A 14963-nucleotide genomic window follows, 5' to 3' on the forward strand; every position below is an offset into this window, starting at 1 on the left:
ATGGACACATTAGGAATCGAAGCTTTTCTTTCTATAGTAAGACACGGCAGTTTAACCGATGCCACCAGCTCCTTATTTATATCCCAGTCCACTCTAAGTCACCGGTTAGCTCAGCTGGAACGGGAAGTCGGGATGAACTTAATCGACCGTGGAAGAGGGCTAAGAACATTATCGTTAACTTCCAGCGGGCAGGAATTTTTAGTGCTGGCCAGAAGATGGGAGGCCCTTGTTCAGGAGACCAGTCAGATCCGTACCCGCACAAAACATTTGACGCTTTCGATCGGAGCGGCAGATAGCATACAAACTTACGTCCTCCCTGCCATTTACAAGGAACTAAGCAAATATTCAAAACAAATCGAAATTCGGATTCGCACTCAGCAATCAACGGAATTATACCAATTGTTGGAACGCGGTGAGATCGATATTGCTTTTGCCAATTTAGAACAGCCTATGCCTGATATGCTTGTTAGGATGAATTTAGACTGAATGGTATGATTCAAAAATTAGAGAGGAAGTTTAAACATGAACAATAACAAATATAAGGGATTAGCGTTATCCTGCTCGCGGAAGACCTCGGCTTTTCAGTAAATAATCTTCGATGGGTAGTCAGTACTTACTCTTTAGTCTATGGCGGATCTTGCTTGCCGAGGAAGATGGTCGGATTTATTAGGTAGACGCCGGATGTTTATCATTGCCATAGGCCTCTTCGGTCTAGGCTCTCTGCTTGGCTGTTTAGCGGAATCACAGTTGTGGCTTATTGTCGCAGGGGGAATTCAAGGTATCAAATCGGCGGTTCGATAAAATGATGTGAGGGAGAATGATAAACATGGAGAAAAAACTTATTCTTGAAACGGAAGCACAAAATTTTGTTGAGGCTACAGCCAATCCGCCATTCTTATTCGAGCTAGGACCGGAGCAGGGGCGGATTGCGGTCGACGAAGCCCAAGCGGGCGAGATTCAAAAGCCAGACGTGGACATTGAAGATATCAGCATAACAGGTGGCCCAAGCGATGTATCTATTCGGATTTTACGTCCGAAACTCATTACTGAAAAGAATCTGCCTGTCATTCTGTACATACACGGTGCAGGTTGGGTGTTCGGCAACGCACACACCCATGATCGGTTGATCCGTGAACTGGCCGTGAAGAGTGGAGCTGCTGTTGTATTCCCGAATTACAGTCTGTCTCCTGAAGCGAAGTATCCTACGGCAATTGAAGAAATCTATGCTGTGCTGCAATGGATCGCAGAGCACGGCAAAGAACATGGGCTGGATTCGGATCACTTGGCTGTAGCCGGCGATAGTGTCGGCGGAAACATGACTGCGGCAATTACGCTAATGGCCAAAGAACGCAGTGGTCCTGCTATTGGGCAGCAGCTCCTTTTCTACCCCGTTACGGATGCTTCATTTGATACGGAATCCTACCATCAATTTGCCGAAGGATACTTTTTACGGCGCGACGGGATGAAGTGGTTCTGGGATCAGTATACAAGCGATTCTGAGGAAAGAAACCAGATTACGGCCTCCCCGCTGAGGGCAACTACCGAGCAGCTTCGCGGTCTTCCGCCGGCTTTGATCATAACAGCCGAAGCCGATGTCCTGCGGGACGAAGGTGAGGCTTATGCGAATAAACTTCGAGAAGCTGGTGTTGATGTCACTGCGGTACGCTATCAAGGAATAATCCATGACTTTGTTATGTTGAATGCATTGTCGGACACTGCCGCGGCCAAAAGTGCAATATCTCTGGCCAGCGCTTGGCTGAAAGACGGGTTTCAATAACCCTACCGATAAGGGGGATGTATCTCAACTAGCATCGGAGCAATAAGTCGAACCAACAAGTTACGTTTTGCTTAATCAATTGTAGAACGGTCCAATAAGCATGATTTTTAATAACCCAGTGTCCTTTATAATAATCCACTGGGCGCCCGCCGCTTTGGCTGCCTTCACATCACTTTTCAGCCACTCTACCTGGGCATTGGAGAAATCCGCATACTCCTCCGAGTTTTCATTCGTGTTCAGCACCACAAAATGCGCGTTACTATAATCGTAGGAGTAATACGCTCCGGTTTCTGTAGCTTGGCCTGCGGCCGGTTTGATGTCAAAATGCCCGAAGAACGCATAATTATTTTCAAAACCCGCTCCCGTCTTGTTTTAAGCCTCAGTAGCTGTTGGCTTATTTCTCAGTTTTATAAACTCGCGTTTTGCCCACAAATACAGAAGCAAGAATGCTATCAGATTTCCGCTTCCAAAGAATATGAAAATAAGGTTTATATTTTTGATGGGAATATGAAGCAATGGCAGCAGCACCGGAAATGAAGTGATTAACATACGCAAAGCGTCACTGACTAAATTGGGCATCGGTTTGCCAATTGCCTGAAAAGCGAAAGAAGTGAGAGTGGTGGAAGGGCTCTTCATCCACGTAGCCGTCATAGCCGAGGAAGTACTGGAGGTACGGGTTTTCCATAATCTGCAGGGTCGTCTCCCGATCGCTTAAGCCCAAGCGTTCTTTGATCAGCAGAGACCCGAGTGCAACACGTACCGGATACGCTTTTTGCCCCACGATGGGAGAGCCTAAGGTCTGGATGTACTTCTCCTCTGCTTTGTTCCAAGGGATAAGTTTGGCGAGTTGAACCCACCGATTGTTGGGGTTCAGCTTACCGCCGAAGGGGAGATAAAAGTTTTTCAGAAGGTCAGGGGTATTTTCGATCCGATGAAACATGTTCGCTTCCTCCATCTGCAAGGGTTTTGGCTGTTTTTCGGGTATTTCCTTGCAGATCCATTCGACAAAATGGCCTCAAATCCTTGTAGGAGTAAGAGATTTTGTTTGTTCAGCAAGCCCTAATTATTGAGAAATCATTTGCCCACAGCGCGACTTAGGGTCAATTGGTTCATAAAAGAAGTTTTAGGGAAAAACGTTGTACTTGTCGAGTATTCTAGACTTGTTTAATGGAATCAACTGCCAGACCTTCCAGGCACGATCCTTCATAGCGATCAAGATACGTCTTGGACGTATTAGGATGCCGTAAAGGGAAAAGGCATTACCATGAGCATGTCCCGCAAGGGTACGACCGCTGGTAATGCCCCCATCAAATCGTTTCATTCCACGCTAAAGTATGAAACGTTCTATCGCGAAGGTTTAATTTGTACAACGACGGCAATCGTTGAAGAGTCTGTAAAATAGAACACTGCGTATGGGTGAATCATAAAAAGGTGCTTCGTACATCACCAGAAGAGTCGTTATAGCTTCATATTGCTGCTGTGGCCCGGAGACAACTTGGCGTTCGGATCTAAATACACCTTGGCGTTGTTAACAGCGATTGGAGCTTCACCGAATCCGACCGCGATCAGCTTCACTTTGCCGGGGTAGGTCGTGATGTCGCCTGCGGCGAAGATGCCTGGAATGCTCGATTCCATCCGGGAGTCGACAACGATCGATCCATGCTCGATGTCCAGACCCCACTCGGAAATCGGTCCAAGCGAAGAAACAAAGCCGAAATTGACAATAACGGCATCGACGTTAAGTTTGACTTCTTCTTTCGTTTTGACGTTGCGCAGGGTGACGCTCTCGATTTCGCTCTCGCCTTCGAGCTCTGCAATCTCGGTCGGGACGATAACGTTGACCTTCGATTTCATCAGATTTTCTACGCTGTGCTCATGAGCTCGGAACTTGTCCCGGCGATGAATGAGCATCACGCTTTCCGCGATCGGCTCTAGCATGAGCGCCCAGTCGACTGCGGAATCGCCGCCGCCGCTGATCAGCACTTTTCGCCCTTTGAACTTATGCAGATCGCTGACAAAATAATGCAGATTTTTCTGTTTGTATTTCACTGCTTCTGGCAGCTCTAGACTTCGGGGTTCAAACGCGCCGACGCCTCCAGTAATAATGACCGATCGGGCGAAGTGCACCGCTTTATCCGTACGGATCTCGAACAGTCGCTCCTCAAGTTTGATCAGTTCGACCACTTTTTCCTCCAGACAAACTTCCGGCGAAAAGTGATTCATCTGCCGCTGGAGCGAATCGACCAATTCCTGAGCCGTTACTTTAGGAAACCCAGCCACATCGTAAATATATTTTTCCGGATATAGGGCGGCGAGCTGCCCCCCCAGCTGAGGCATGCTTTCGATGATTTTAACAGAAGCTTGACGCATTCCGCCGTAAAAAGCGGCGAACATTCCGGCAGGACCGCCGCCGATAATGGCGATATCTACCGGTTGAACAGTCAATTGTACTTGAGTCAAAAGAAGTATCCTCCTAGTCAACTAATTAGAATATTCCTTAAGATTTTTATTTGTTTATTTCCCTTCCTGCTGACAGTCCTATTCATTAAAAGTCATCAATTTTAATGGATTTCTTCAGATATCTGTCGTATGTCACATCCCAGCATTGGGCGCCCTTTATTGTTTGACTGGAAGCCATTGCAAAACTCTCTGAATTTGGGTGTCCCAGTAACTCCAATCATGCCCTCCGGGACCTTCTTCGTAAGTTAAATCGAGTCCAATCTTTTTGGTAAAATCTTTGAAATCCTCGTTAACTTCATAAACATAATCTTCTGTTCCACAGCACTGATAGAGTTTAGGAATTTCTGTATTGGATTCTTTGACTCTCTCTGCAAGGTAATTCAGATCGTGCTCCGTTCCACTCAGTTCTCCCATATTTCCAAATGCATTCATAGCAACTTGATGCAAAGGCAGCAGAGTTGGACTTCCTTTATGCGTTTTTTGAGCTAAGCTGTTAGCGACCTTATATAAATTAAGTGCTCCAGATAGGCTTGCAGCAGCAGCGTATTTTTCCGGGTTGCTGAGTGCAAGCTTGAATGCTCCGTATCCTCCCATTGATAATCCGGCAACAAAATTATCTTCTCGCTTGCTGGAAAGAGGAAACAACGTTCTCGCTATCTGTGGCAGCTCTTCGCTAAAATAACTATAGTAAGGCTTACCATAAGCCATATCGGTATAAAAGCTATGATCTGCTGCTGGCATCACAATCGCGATTTTTTTTGCCTCAGCATATCGTTCAATCGAGGTATTCCTCAACCAGGCACTGTGGTCATCCGACAAGCCATGTAGCAAATACAGAGTAGGATACTTCTTTCCCTCTTCAAAATATTGATCAAGTCTCCCAAAATTTTCATCATCCATTGTCGGAGTAGGAATATAGACGAACATAGAAGTTTGCAACATTAATTTCCTAGAAAAAAACTTGCATTCCATCAAAGCCAAAAGAACCACACTCCATTCGATGTGTATTATCTCCAGTTTTTAAACAAAGTTTCAATTTCCTTTAAAGTTTGAGTGGAGTTAGTTTTGTTTGCAACAAACTTCTGTAATACTTGACCAATATCGGTTGCTATAGGAAAGTAATCCCAAAATGCCACGGGCACAACTTTCCCTTGTTCAAGATAAGATAATAAATCCATATTGATGGGACCAACGAATTGCTCTGTGGGTTTGATCGTTTTCATGGCTGGAACTTGATGAAAAACTTCAACGAGAGTTTTCTTCCCTATATCTGAGGTTACAAGGAAATTTAAGAACTTTTTGGCAATTTCTTTATTCGGAGATTTGTTGTATACCGCTAGTGAATAAATTTGCATGTTTATTTTGTCATTTAAATTGATATCATCCGTAAATGGGTATGGCATGATTCCCATTTTTAATCCCGGATTTGATTTATTAACATTGTCTTGAATCCAATTCCCTTGTAAAGCCATCGCAGCCTTTCCATTTACGAGATCATTTGCCTGTGTATTTCCGTCAGTTGTTAAATCTTTATGGTTTCCATGTTCAGCTGAGAAACGTAAAACATCAAGCATCTGTTCAAACATTGGATTACCAACAAGATGTGCCTTGCCATTCCTAAGGTCTTCAATAAACTGAACGGGATTATCTACTCTATCCATAGCATTATTAAAAAAATGTGCTCCCAACTGAAATAATGGTTCTCCATAAGAGTTAACAAACGGCTGGGTTCCAGAATCCTCGAGCTTTTGTGCAATAGCTTTAAGCTCTGTGAACGTCTTCGGTGTTGCTGTAATACCTGCTTTTTCAAAGAGCTCTTTATTATAAACCAGCCCAGCCCCTTCAATAATATAGGGCATCCCTAACAACTTGCCATCCCTCGTGACAAATCCTTTCGTACCTTCAAATAAATCACCCACCCACGGTTGGTCGGACAAATCCTCATAAAAGTCTTTCCAGACATCTACATTCCAGTTATTGAAAATATCAGGCATATCTCCGGCAGCGTATCTTGCTTTCATAGTTGGATCAAAGTCGACTGAATTAATATACGAGAACTCAACTTTAACTCCAGGGTTCTGTTTCTCAAATTCCCTGGCTATATCTTTGTATCCTTCAAGATTCTTATACTCAACCACTTTAATCGTTACTTCTTTTTGTTTATTGGATCCATCACCATTTGCTGCTTGATCTGTTTTTGATTGATTTCCACTAGAAGAACATGCCGACAGTAACGTTCCCAGTATTATTACCGTACAAACAACCGACCAAATCTGTTTCATACTTACCCCTCCAGTAATTTTTTGGAATTGCGATTGCTTATGAGAACAAACCCCTAATTATGAAACAATTTATTAGGTAGATAGTTTGTTCAATTCGTTACCCTTTTACAGAGCCGGCTGTAATCCCATCAATGATATAACGCTGTAGGAAGAGGAAGAATAATAAAAGTGGAGCAGAAGTTATGACTAAAGCAGCCAATGCAGTGTTCCAATCTTTTTCCCTTTCACCAAAAAAGGTACTTACTGCCAGTTGTATAGTGCCGTAACCCGGTTTTCGCAACATAATGTTTGGAAGCAGAAAATCATTCCATATCGAAAATGAATTAATCAAAATAACCGTTACAACCATCGGTTTCAGTAAAGGAAATACAATTTTCCAATATACTCGGTACGGGCCGCAACCGTCTATTCGTGCCGATTCCTCAAGCTCTATTGGAATGGATTTAATAAATCCGTGAAATAATATTACAGCAAAAGAAACTCCGAGCCCCCAATATACAACAACAATTCCTAGAATGTTGTTCATTAATTGAAACCATTTCGCGACCTTGATCAAAGGGATCATTACCGCTTGAAACGGAACAGCCATTGAAGCTATACACATTCCAAATAAAAATCTATTCACACGAGATTCATGACGTGCGATTCGGTATGAACCCATTGCCGAGATCAAGGTAATCCCTATTGATCCTAACAATGTGATAACAATCGTATTTCGAAATGCAATCGGAAGATTAATAGATTTCCAAGCTATTGAAAAGTTTTCCCAATGAAAACTAGTTGGAAGGGTCGCAGCGTTTTGGGTAATTTCGGCGAAAGTCTTAAAAGAATTAGCTAACACAAGGTAGAAGGGAGAGAGAAATAGGACAAGAATAAGCAGTAGCATTAGTTCTATTAGGAAAAATTTGCGGAAATAAGTGACACTCATCACACTTGCACCTCCCGCTTCTTCGTAAGATATACTTGAATAATTGAAATAATCATGACTATAAAAAAGAAAACAATTGCTTTTGCAGCACCCAGGCCCATATTATTTTTTGCAAATGCCTCAGTATAGATGTTCATAGCAACTGATTCGGTAGAAAGAAAAGGACCTCCTTTTGTAAGGGAATAGTTTAAATCAAATGATTTGAAGGAAGCGACAGTAGAAATAAAAATACAAACTGTAATGGATGGCATGATCATTGGGAAAATTATATTGCGCAGAATCTGTAGGGTTTTAGCTCCGTCAATCGTAGCTGCCTCGATCAAATCTTGCGGTACATTTGCAAGACCTGCAATATAATAAACCATAATATAACCGACTCCCTGCCAGACAAACACGATGACCAGCGCCCAAAAAGCGGTTGTTTCAGTACCTAGCCATGGTAGATTAAAAAAAGCAATGCCAGTATACTCACCGATAGTAGAGAACCCCTGAGTATATATAAATAGCCATATGAAACCAAGTATTATTCCACCAATTACGTTAGGCATAAAAAATAATGTGCGCAGTACATTTCTGCTCTTTAAAGGCTTCGATAAAAAGTATGCTATTATGAACCCGATTACATTGCATAAAATAACTGACACAATTGTAAAACGAATCGTAAACCAGAGTGAATGTATGAACGCTGTATCATTTGTGAAGATAAATTTATAGTTGTCAATTCCAACCCAAGGCAGCTTATCCGACAAACCGTTCCAATCCGTAAATGAATAATAGATACCAAAAGTAAAAGGAATGGCCGTGATCAAAATGAACAAAACAACAAAAGGGCCCATAAATACAATTTGTTGCATTATACTTGATGACCAAACTCTGTTCATTACAACACCTCTGTTGTTATTTCTTAATATTAATAATGCTATCTGGAATAATAACGAACTTCGAATGTTTTACAGCCAGTCGGCGATATCCAAGGACCGTGCTTCATACCGGGCGGTCGGCAAGCCACCATACCCGCAGTAAACTCCTGATTTAGAGTCAAGTCGATTATTGAACCTTCAATGATATACAATTCCTCCCAAAAATCATGGATCTGTACCCCGTTAGGCGTCGTATCGGTCCCTGGCTCAAAGATGAGGATCCGCGTCGCGACACCCGATTCCGGATCTTGGGCGATGACTCTTTCTGATAAGCCTTCCACCTTGCTAAAAGGTACTTGCGCAAATTGACGATAATCGGTAAATTCCAGTTCCGGTTTTCCCATTTCTTATTCCTCCTCAGCATTTTTTAAAAGCTTCATTTGATATTTAAGCTCAAGCTTGCGGCCTGTCTTGCGATCCACCAGCTCAGCCCGAAAGACGCCTCCAAACACAAATCCCCCGTGAAGCGGCAGTGTGCCGCAATAAAGCGCCATATCGGAGCCTGCATAGCCTCTTTCTTCTACAATTCTCATCAACTGCTCCGGATGCAGAAACTCGCCTAACCTTCCGGATTGATATAATTGCTCGCTGCCATTGATCTGTACCCAGCTTTTAATTTCAATTTCATCCCACCGATTAATAAACGAATCAAGCAACCAAAGCTCTTTAGTAACGGTTTTGGCGCAAACCTGTTTTGATTTTTGGATCGATACCGCCTCCAGTATCCGATCGGTATGGTCACTGCCAAGCCCTGCGTACCAGCTTCCATTAATGTGGAGCAATACGACCTCTGCTTCACCGCTGCTGTCATTTTGAACAACTGTGATTTCGTTCGAGGTAAGCAGCAACTCCGGGGATAGATCATACAGCATCGGAACCTGTGGCGGGGCCGGGACACCCAATTCTTTTAATTCCTCTATATGTTTCTTGACAGCCTCTTGATCCTTGCCTGTATAACCCGCAATAACCAAGCGTTGGGGTGACCAGCTTATAACGGTCTCTTCGCATATAAATTCCATCTTCTCATACATCCTTTCTCATCAGCCTATAACACACGATGTTTCAAGCTAGGGAATGTTTCTCTTATTCGGGATACCTCGGACGGATCAATTTCTGACTTCACGATGGCTTCTTGTTCTTCGCCTGATGCCAACGTAATGCCCCACGGATCAACAATTGAACTGTGTCCGCCGAGCAGAACATTCCGGGTTGTACCTACACAATTACATGAAATAAGAAAGCTTTGATTTTCCAATGCGCGCGTAGCATTAAACAACTTCCAATGCTCAAGGCGCTGATGCGGCCAAGCCGAGGCAACAAGGAACATCTCCGCTCCTAAGTCAACCTGCTGGCGGTAAAGTTCAGGAAACCTAAGATCATAGCATGTTGTCAGTCCAACCTTTCCGAACTCGGTTTCGATTACTTTCGCGCCATCTCCTCTTGTCAGAAGCTCGCCTTCTTTTGAGCCATAGCGGAATAAATGCGTTTTATGATAAGTGCCTGCCAGCTTGCCTTGACGATCAAACAGAATGCTTGTGTTGTAATAATTTCCGTCTCTCTTTTCGACAAAGCTTCCCGCAAACAAATAGACCCCGTGACTTTTCGCAATTTCAGAAAATAATGTAACAAAGGGACCTGTAATCAACTCCGCCTCTTCTATATACCTATCAAACGAAAAGTAACCGGTGGCCCATATTTCCGGCAGCAGGATCAGATCTGCATCTTGAGCCGCCTGATCCACCAGCCCGGCAGCACGTTCAACTCGCTGTTCTTTGCTCTCCTGATCCTTAATTTCCAATTGAATGGATGCAATCTTCATGCCTCTCTGTCCCCTCCTTTTGGGATCGTGAATATACGTTAAGCAAGGTTAATCAGCGCATTCTTCATTTCATCATCCAGCTTCTTAATCAATTCAGCTTTGTATGTTTTGACAAATGTCGGAAGGGTAACCATTTTGCCGCCGTAGAAGATGATGTCTCGAATTTCTTGTATTTCCACTTCTAACAGTGCCATCTTTAACGTAATATCTTCTGTTTTACTGACCTTTACCACTGCAGTCCCTTTAATAGAGTACACCGTCTCATGTGAAAAAAAATTCAAAACCAATTTGGGGTCCTCTTTCAATATCCGTACAAAATCAGATTTGGCGTCGATTGCAAAACGAATCGTTTGGGGACCTACTGCATAGACCCATGAAAGGGCCGTCGAAAATATATCCCCGTTTTCTTTATTCACTACATTCAGGATCACAATGCTCTGGCCTTGTAACTCGGATATCATGCCGGCTGTAAGCTCGGTAATAAGTGTGGTCATGTCCTACTCCTCCTTTAATAAGGCTTTCGGAAGGGTATAGCTTCCCAGAAAACGGTCGACGATTTCAAGAGGTTCATGATAACCATAATTACGGTATGCGTGCCCTCTTACGACAAAAGGGGCCCCGTTATAAAACATTTCATATTGTTGGTGACGTCCAGCGAACTCTGAACCGATGATGTCCCATGCCAATCGGTACAATTGAATTCTTGCCTCTGAATCGACGCTGGAAGCGCGTATATATTGGCGGATATCATCTTTGGTTTCCGGATTGACCATCTCATGATAGGAGGAAGGCAACTGCAGCACGCCTCCACCGACAAGCTCGCGCAGAATTTTAATTACACCTGCATAAATTTGATCTTGCATACCAACTATGCCATACAAAAATCGTGCATTAGGACGAGCCGTACCATTCTTATCCACTGTACACTCATACTCACTCGCAAGCAGCATGCCCTCAACCGTCGCAGCCAACGAAGCCAGTTCACCTAACCGTTCCTGTACCTGCGGGAACTTGTCAGTGCCCCCCATTGCGGTAATCTTTCGGGCTACTCCGATCGTAAATTTCAACTTTGTACACAGTCGAATTTGCGCCTGGTTGTTCCCCAGCAAATGAGCCGGTGTCTCATGGAACTGCGCCCTCGTTGCTTCAATGTTCTTATATGTGAATACATGCTTCCACGGAATAAATACATCGTTGAATACAACTAGCGAATCACTTTCGTCAAACTGAGTAGAAAGAGGATAATCGAATGTGCTTTCCTTGCCTGTTGCATAGGCAGGACGAGGGTACAGCTTTAACCCGGGCGTATCTATCGGCAGGACAAAGGATATGGCATAATCCTCATCACCCGGTCTGAGTGGTGTAATACAACTGACAAATAAATAGTTGGAAACTGCAGTGCTCGTCCCGAGCATTTGCGATCCGCGTACGACAATGCCGTCCTTCCTCTCTTCAAGAACACCAACCGGTAAATACTTTTCTTCTTGCTCATGTGCGGCCTTACTGCGATCCACCTGCGGAGGAATGATGACATAGGTTACAAACAAGTCTTCATCGCGAGCGTACTGATAAAAGTCCAACACGTTTTGCTTGTACTCACCGAATACTTCCGGGGAACTGGCGAATCCGGCAAGGAAAGCGGCAACGTGGTCAGGGCTGCGTCCTGCGAACCCACAAGTCGCTTCCGCCCACTTGGTGATTGCTCGGCGGCGGATAGCCAGTTCCTCGCGACAGCGGGGGATCATAAACACTTTATTGGCGGTGGTCCCGTCCTCGGTTGTATAAATCATGTCGTTAGCCGGATCCGCAGCCAAATCATACAGGGTCGCAAATGACTGTGTAATACCCCTGAACGCGGGATGTGTCGTGACATCATCAACTTTCTCCCCATTAATGTAGATACATCTGTTATCTTTCAATGAATCCAAATATTGTTTGCCATTACGAATCATCGCTGACCATCCCTTCGCCTAATTCAAGTTTGAATTCCGTATGTTGTGTTGTGTATACACAAAATCATAAAAAAATTTACTTGAATCGTTTATGTTAGATTAGCTAACTAAATTCTATGCATTAGGCTCTTATTAGTCAATAGTATTTCAAATTTTCTAAAAAATTTGTAGGTTTACTTACATGAAAGGGGAGATATCTATAAATAAAATGCTTGTAACCGCTTTCTTAATTGAGTGCTATCATTTTATTATCTTATTTAGTTAATTAACGTATGTTTTGTATTGTTTAAATGTAAAGTCATCGCTTCACCAGATTTTTCTTCATCTTTGCTTTCCATACAAGAAATAATAGACATATGCTCCTCTAATACCTCGTTCATCCGGTTACTTTTCTTAATGGCCCTTAATCCGATAAGCTGTGACAAATTGTGAAGATTCAGCAGTACTTGCTCAATTAATTCAAAATCGACAAATTTAACAAGAGAAGTATGAAATAATTGGTCGAGTTTAATAAAAGCAATGTCATCGTTGGCTAACATAGCTTCCTTTTGCTGCTTACAAATATTTTTTAGCATCTTCAATTGTTCCGGTGTAATGATTTTGGCCAGTTTTCGGATTATTTTCGTTTCTATTGAAGTTCGAAGTAAAAATATTTGCTCGATTTCACTTTCAGTCACTCTGCGAACTGTCATCCCTTTGCGCGGAATTGAAACGATTAAGCCTTCTTTAATTAAATCCTGCAAAGCTTCCCTAACGGGTGTTCTCGATGTATTCAGTAATTCTGCCAACTTAACTTCAGTAAAAATTTCTTCCGAAGAAATATAACCGCTCAAAATAACGTGCTTAATTTCATTGTAAACTCTTTCCTTTGTCGTGGAAGGTTTATCGATTGGTTTTATATTAAACTTGATTGAGGCCATATAATCCATACCTTTCTAAGTTATGATTTATGTATACATAATACGCAACTTATCAAATAACGTCAACACAATATATGGAGTTTTTTTACTTAGCAAAAACGTGGAATCACACAAGAACCTCATTGAAAGTTTTATCCAAGTTTCGGTCGACCCAGGCGTTGTTCTTCTCTGCTTTTTTACTAAAACTCTCCATCCACTTTTATCCACATAAGAGTCCCCGCCCTATAAAAGGCGGGCTTCTTTACTGAAGTGAAAAAACCGTGCTAACTTGTTTTCAAATATTGATATTAGAGTTTCATACGGACTCACAGCATGCACCCAGAACAATACTGCCACGCCTGTTCCAACACCCACAGTACAATCAACTGCAATTGTTAACCCCACCCCCACTTCCACCCATGCATTACCGCCACTTACTTCCGCAGCTTCAGAAACCTCTCCTGTGTTTCAGCAAGATTTGACTGGTTTAAATGACCAAATGAAACGTATTGTCGAGTTTCTCACAGCTAATAAAGAATTGCAGATGGCAACGGTTGGCACAGACAGAAAACCGGCGATCCGGGCGATTCAGTTCCAATTTTTTGAGAATGGCAGAATCTATTTTCAAACCGATACAAACGCTTCATTGTATAAAGATCTGCAAAAGCTTCCATATATTGAACTTGTCTCAAGCAATCGAGATTACACAGAATCTCTGAGAGTCAGCGCTGGAGTCGTTTTTAAATACAATTACAAATTAATTGACCGTACTCTAGAGATGTTCCCTAACATTAAGAAGATTTATGGTTCGGCGGATAACCCCATTCTAACTATGTTTTATATCGAACATGGTTCTGCATCCATCTATGAATTTTCTAATGATAGGCAAGAAAATACGTTGCGGTATGAATGGTGAAATTTCAAATTTCAAATCCCTGTTGATGATCAGGAGGAATAAATTAAAAATAGATAAAGTCTTTAAACTTACAATCTAATACATTCTCCGCATACTCCTCCTTTTCGGCGGGTGTAATATCTTTGTAGTGCAGGGGGGCGCTTCATGGAGTCAGTAAGTAGCTTTGTGGAAGGAAACGAACAGAAAGTAAACTGGGAGAAAATCTCAGTCGCAAGGCCGTGGCACTGCATGTTCTAGGGTTTAGCTTTCTAAGCCAGAAGCAAGCGATTATTTGTCTGGCACCCAATACGGTCTTGGAATTCAAAGAAAAGATCCGAGAACTGACAAACCGAACATGGTTCATTTTGATGGAAGAACGAATCCAGAGGCAAAACCGCTATATGCTGGGATGGCTCGGATACTTTCACTTAGTTTCGGCGAAGACCCATCTGCAGCATTTCGGCCAATGATACGAAGACGACTGCGAATGTGCCTATGGAAAGACTGGAAACAGGTGCGAACGCAGATCCATGAATTGCTGGCGTTAGGAGGGCCGGAGTGGACCTGTTTTGTCATGTCCAACTCTCAGCGAGCGAATGTGAAATGTCCCGGAATATGAATAACGCCCTTCCGGCTTCCTATTGGGAAGCGAAAGGGCTGAATAGTATGCCTTCACGATATCTAGAATTTAGTTAACCTTTTGGAACCGATGTATGCAGACCGTATGTACAAAGGTGTAAGAGGGTGGGAGGCGCTTCCCCCTCCTACTCGATTCAGGTATGGTTATCCCTCCGAAAAGTTTACGTACGGGAAAAGACTAATTTATCACTTTCTCCCAGATAAGTTTATTATCCTACTTGTTAATGGTCTTTCGTTGCTACGGTGATGAATTCACTTCAATAGTCCAGCAAATTCCCAGAGAGGTGAGTAGGTCTCTCCAGATAACTCGCACGGTTTTAATCAGTGGTTACAATGGGGAGTACAATGAAACTGCTGAAACCTGCCCCGGTAAAAATCGTTTGCTTTGCGAT

Annotated in this window: 17 protein-coding genes and 2 pseudogenes; 6 read left to right on the forward strand and 13 right to left on the reverse strand. The window is 43.0% G+C overall.

The window, feature by feature from the left end:
- The 3 genes from EH198_RS12920 to EH198_RS12930 all read left to right on the forward strand — a co-directional run bounded on the left by EH198_RS12920 (position 1) and on the right by EH198_RS12930 (position 1777).
- Positions 1–486: a LysR family transcriptional regulator gene (locus EH198_RS12920; protein WP_124695956.1), complete on the forward strand. Its 486-nt coding sequence runs from the start codon at positions 1–3 to the stop codon at positions 484–486.
- A 195-nt stretch (positions 487–681) separates the two neighbouring features.
- Positions 682–801, forward strand: a complete 120-nt coding sequence (locus tag EH198_RS25425; protein WP_342772034.1) for a hypothetical protein — start codon at positions 682–684, stop codon at positions 799–801.
- A gap of 25 nt (positions 802–826) precedes the next feature.
- Positions 827–1777 (forward strand): alpha/beta hydrolase, encoded by a 951-nt coding sequence (locus EH198_RS12930; protein ID WP_124695957.1) that lies wholly within the window; start codon positions 827–829, stop codon positions 1775–1777.
- Positions 1778–1852: 75 nt separating this feature from the next.
- Here EH198_RS12930 and EH198_RS24645 read toward each other — a convergent pair whose 3' ends face one another.
- Together EH198_RS24645 and EH198_RS12935 are read right to left on the reverse strand one after the other, a co-directional pair.
- Positions 1853–2020, reverse strand: coding sequence for a hypothetical protein (locus tag EH198_RS24645; protein WP_185702868.1), 168 nt, complete (start codon positions 2018–2020; stop codon positions 1853–1855).
- A gap of 355 nt (positions 2021–2375) precedes the next feature.
- Positions 2376–2717 (reverse strand): annotated as a pseudogene (locus tag EH198_RS12935) (transposase); the annotation flags it as partial.
- 231 nt (positions 2718–2948) lie between these two features.
- Here EH198_RS12935 and EH198_RS25155 point away from each other — a divergent pair.
- Positions 2949–3173, forward strand: a pseudogene (locus EH198_RS25155) (IS3 family transposase); the annotation flags it as partial.
- A 62-nt stretch (positions 3174–3235) separates the two neighbouring features.
- Here the strand turns inward: EH198_RS25155 and EH198_RS12940 are convergent.
- The 11 genes from EH198_RS12940 to EH198_RS12990 form a co-directional block, all read right to left on the reverse strand.
- Entirely contained in the window at positions 3236–4237 is a 1002-nt protein-coding gene (locus tag EH198_RS12940; RefSeq protein WP_379310768.1) for an NAD(P)/FAD-dependent oxidoreductase, read from the reverse strand.
- Positions 4238–4393: 156 nt separating this feature from the next.
- Positions 4394–5218 carry an alpha/beta hydrolase gene (locus EH198_RS12945; RefSeq protein WP_124695958.1) on the reverse strand — a complete coding sequence of 275 codons (825 nt, stop codon included), beginning with the start codon at positions 5216–5218 and terminating at the stop codon, positions 4394–4396.
- 26 nt (positions 5219–5244) lie between these two features.
- Positions 5245–6519 (reverse strand): ABC transporter substrate-binding protein, encoded by a 1275-nt coding sequence (locus EH198_RS12950; RefSeq protein WP_124695959.1) that lies wholly within the window; start codon positions 6517–6519, stop codon positions 5245–5247.
- Between the two features lie 97 nt (positions 6520–6616).
- Positions 6617–7447: a carbohydrate ABC transporter permease gene (locus EH198_RS12955; RefSeq protein ID WP_036600687.1), complete on the reverse strand. Its 831-nt coding sequence runs from the start codon at positions 7445–7447 to the stop codon at positions 6617–6619.
- Positions 7447–8328, reverse strand: coding sequence for a carbohydrate ABC transporter permease (locus tag EH198_RS12960; protein ID WP_036600688.1), 882 nt, complete (start codon positions 8326–8328; stop codon positions 7447–7449). Before EH198_RS12960 ends, EH198_RS12955 begins: the two co-directional genes overlap by 1 nt.
- A 38-nt stretch (positions 8329–8366) precedes the next feature.
- Positions 8367–8711: a cupin domain-containing protein gene (locus EH198_RS12965; protein WP_036600689.1), complete on the reverse strand. Its 345-nt coding sequence runs from the start codon at positions 8709–8711 to the stop codon at positions 8367–8369.
- A gap of 3 nt (positions 8712–8714) precedes the next feature.
- Complete coding sequence (locus tag EH198_RS12970; protein WP_036600691.1) at positions 8715–9386, reverse strand: DUF2848 family protein; 672 nt, start codon at positions 9384–9386, stop codon at positions 8715–8717.
- A 26-nt stretch (positions 9387–9412) separates the two neighbouring features.
- A complete protein-coding gene (locus EH198_RS12975) occupies positions 9413–10186 on the reverse strand; it encodes a carbon-nitrogen family hydrolase (protein WP_124695960.1) in 774 nt (257 codons plus the stop codon).
- Between the two features lie 38 nt (positions 10187–10224).
- Positions 10225–10680, reverse strand: coding sequence for a PNPOx family protein (locus EH198_RS12980; RefSeq protein WP_036600696.1), 456 nt, complete (start codon positions 10678–10680; stop codon positions 10225–10227).
- Positions 10681–10683: 3 nt separating this feature from the next.
- Positions 10684–12138: a 4-hydroxyphenylacetate 3-hydroxylase family protein gene (locus EH198_RS12985; RefSeq protein ID WP_246014272.1), complete on the reverse strand. Its 1455-nt coding sequence runs from the start codon at positions 12136–12138 to the stop codon at positions 10684–10686.
- Positions 12139–12395: 257 nt separating this feature from the next.
- A complete protein-coding gene (locus EH198_RS12990; RefSeq protein ID WP_342772035.1) occupies positions 12396–13067 on the reverse strand; it encodes a GntR family transcriptional regulator in 672 nt (223 codons plus the stop codon).
- 259 nt (positions 13068–13326) lie between these two features.
- Here EH198_RS12990 and EH198_RS12995 point away from each other — a divergent pair, with 259 nt between their 5' ends.
- The gene (locus EH198_RS12995) at positions 13327–13953 is read left to right on the forward strand and encodes a pyridoxamine 5'-phosphate oxidase family protein (RefSeq protein WP_124695961.1); all 627 of its coding nucleotides are present in this window, start codon (positions 13327–13329) and stop codon (positions 13951–13953) included.
- Positions 13954–14300: 347 nt separating this feature from the next.
- Positions 14301–14402 (forward strand): group II intron maturase-specific domain-containing protein, encoded by a 102-nt coding sequence (locus EH198_RS25160; RefSeq protein ID WP_246014290.1) that lies wholly within the window; start codon positions 14301–14303, stop codon positions 14400–14402.
- Positions 14403–14963 lie beyond the last annotated feature (561 nt).

The organism is Paenibacillus rhizophilus (assembly GCF_003854965.1).
GTDB lineage: Bacteria > Bacillota > Bacilli > Paenibacillales > Paenibacillaceae > Paenibacillus_AQ > Paenibacillus_AQ rhizophilus.

Excerpts from the sequence above, each read along its gene's own strand:
- EH198_RS12920 (WP_124695956.1), top strand. The coding sequence starts at position 1 with ATGGACACATTAGGAATCGAAGCTTTTCTTTCTATAGTAAGACACGGC.
- EH198_RS25425 (WP_342772034.1), top strand. The coding sequence starts at position 682 with ATGTTTATCATTGCCATAGGCCTCTTCGGTCTAGGCTCTCTGCTTGGC.
- EH198_RS12930 (WP_124695957.1), top strand. The coding sequence starts at position 827 with ATGGAGAAAAAACTTATTCTTGAAACGGAAGCACAAAATTTTGTTGAG.
- EH198_RS12950 (WP_124695959.1), bottom strand. The coding sequence starts at position 6,519 with ATGAAACAGATTTGGTCGGTTGTTTGTACGGTAATAATACTGGGAACG.
- EH198_RS12955 (WP_036600687.1), bottom strand. The coding sequence starts at position 7,447 with ATGAGTGTCACTTATTTCCGCAAATTTTTCCTAATAGAACTAATGCTA.
- EH198_RS12960 (WP_036600688.1), bottom strand. The coding sequence starts at position 8,328 with ATGAACAGAGTTTGGTCATCAAGTATAATGCAACAAATTGTATTTATG.
- EH198_RS12965 (WP_036600689.1), bottom strand. The coding sequence starts at position 8,711 with ATGGGAAAACCGGAACTGGAATTTACCGATTATCGTCAATTTGCGCAA.
- EH198_RS12970 (WP_036600691.1), bottom strand. The coding sequence starts at position 9,386 with ATGGAATTTATATGCGAAGAGACCGTTATAAGCTGGTCACCCCAACGC.
- EH198_RS12975 (WP_124695960.1), bottom strand. The coding sequence starts at position 10,186 with ATGAAGATTGCATCCATTCAATTGGAAATTAAGGATCAGGAGAGCAAA.
- EH198_RS12980 (WP_036600696.1), bottom strand. The coding sequence starts at position 10,680 with ATGACCACACTTATTACCGAGCTTACAGCCGGCATGATATCCGAGTTA.
- EH198_RS12985 (WP_246014272.1), bottom strand. The coding sequence starts at position 12,138 with ATGATTCGTAATGGCAAACAATATTTGGATTCATTGAAAGATAACAGA.
- EH198_RS12990 (WP_342772035.1), bottom strand. The coding sequence starts at position 13,067 with ATGGATTATATGGCCTCAATCAAGTTTAATATAAAACCAATCGATAAA.
- EH198_RS25160 (WP_246014290.1), top strand. The coding sequence starts at position 14,301 with ATGGAAGAACGAATCCAGAGGCAAAACCGCTATATGCTGGGATGGCTC.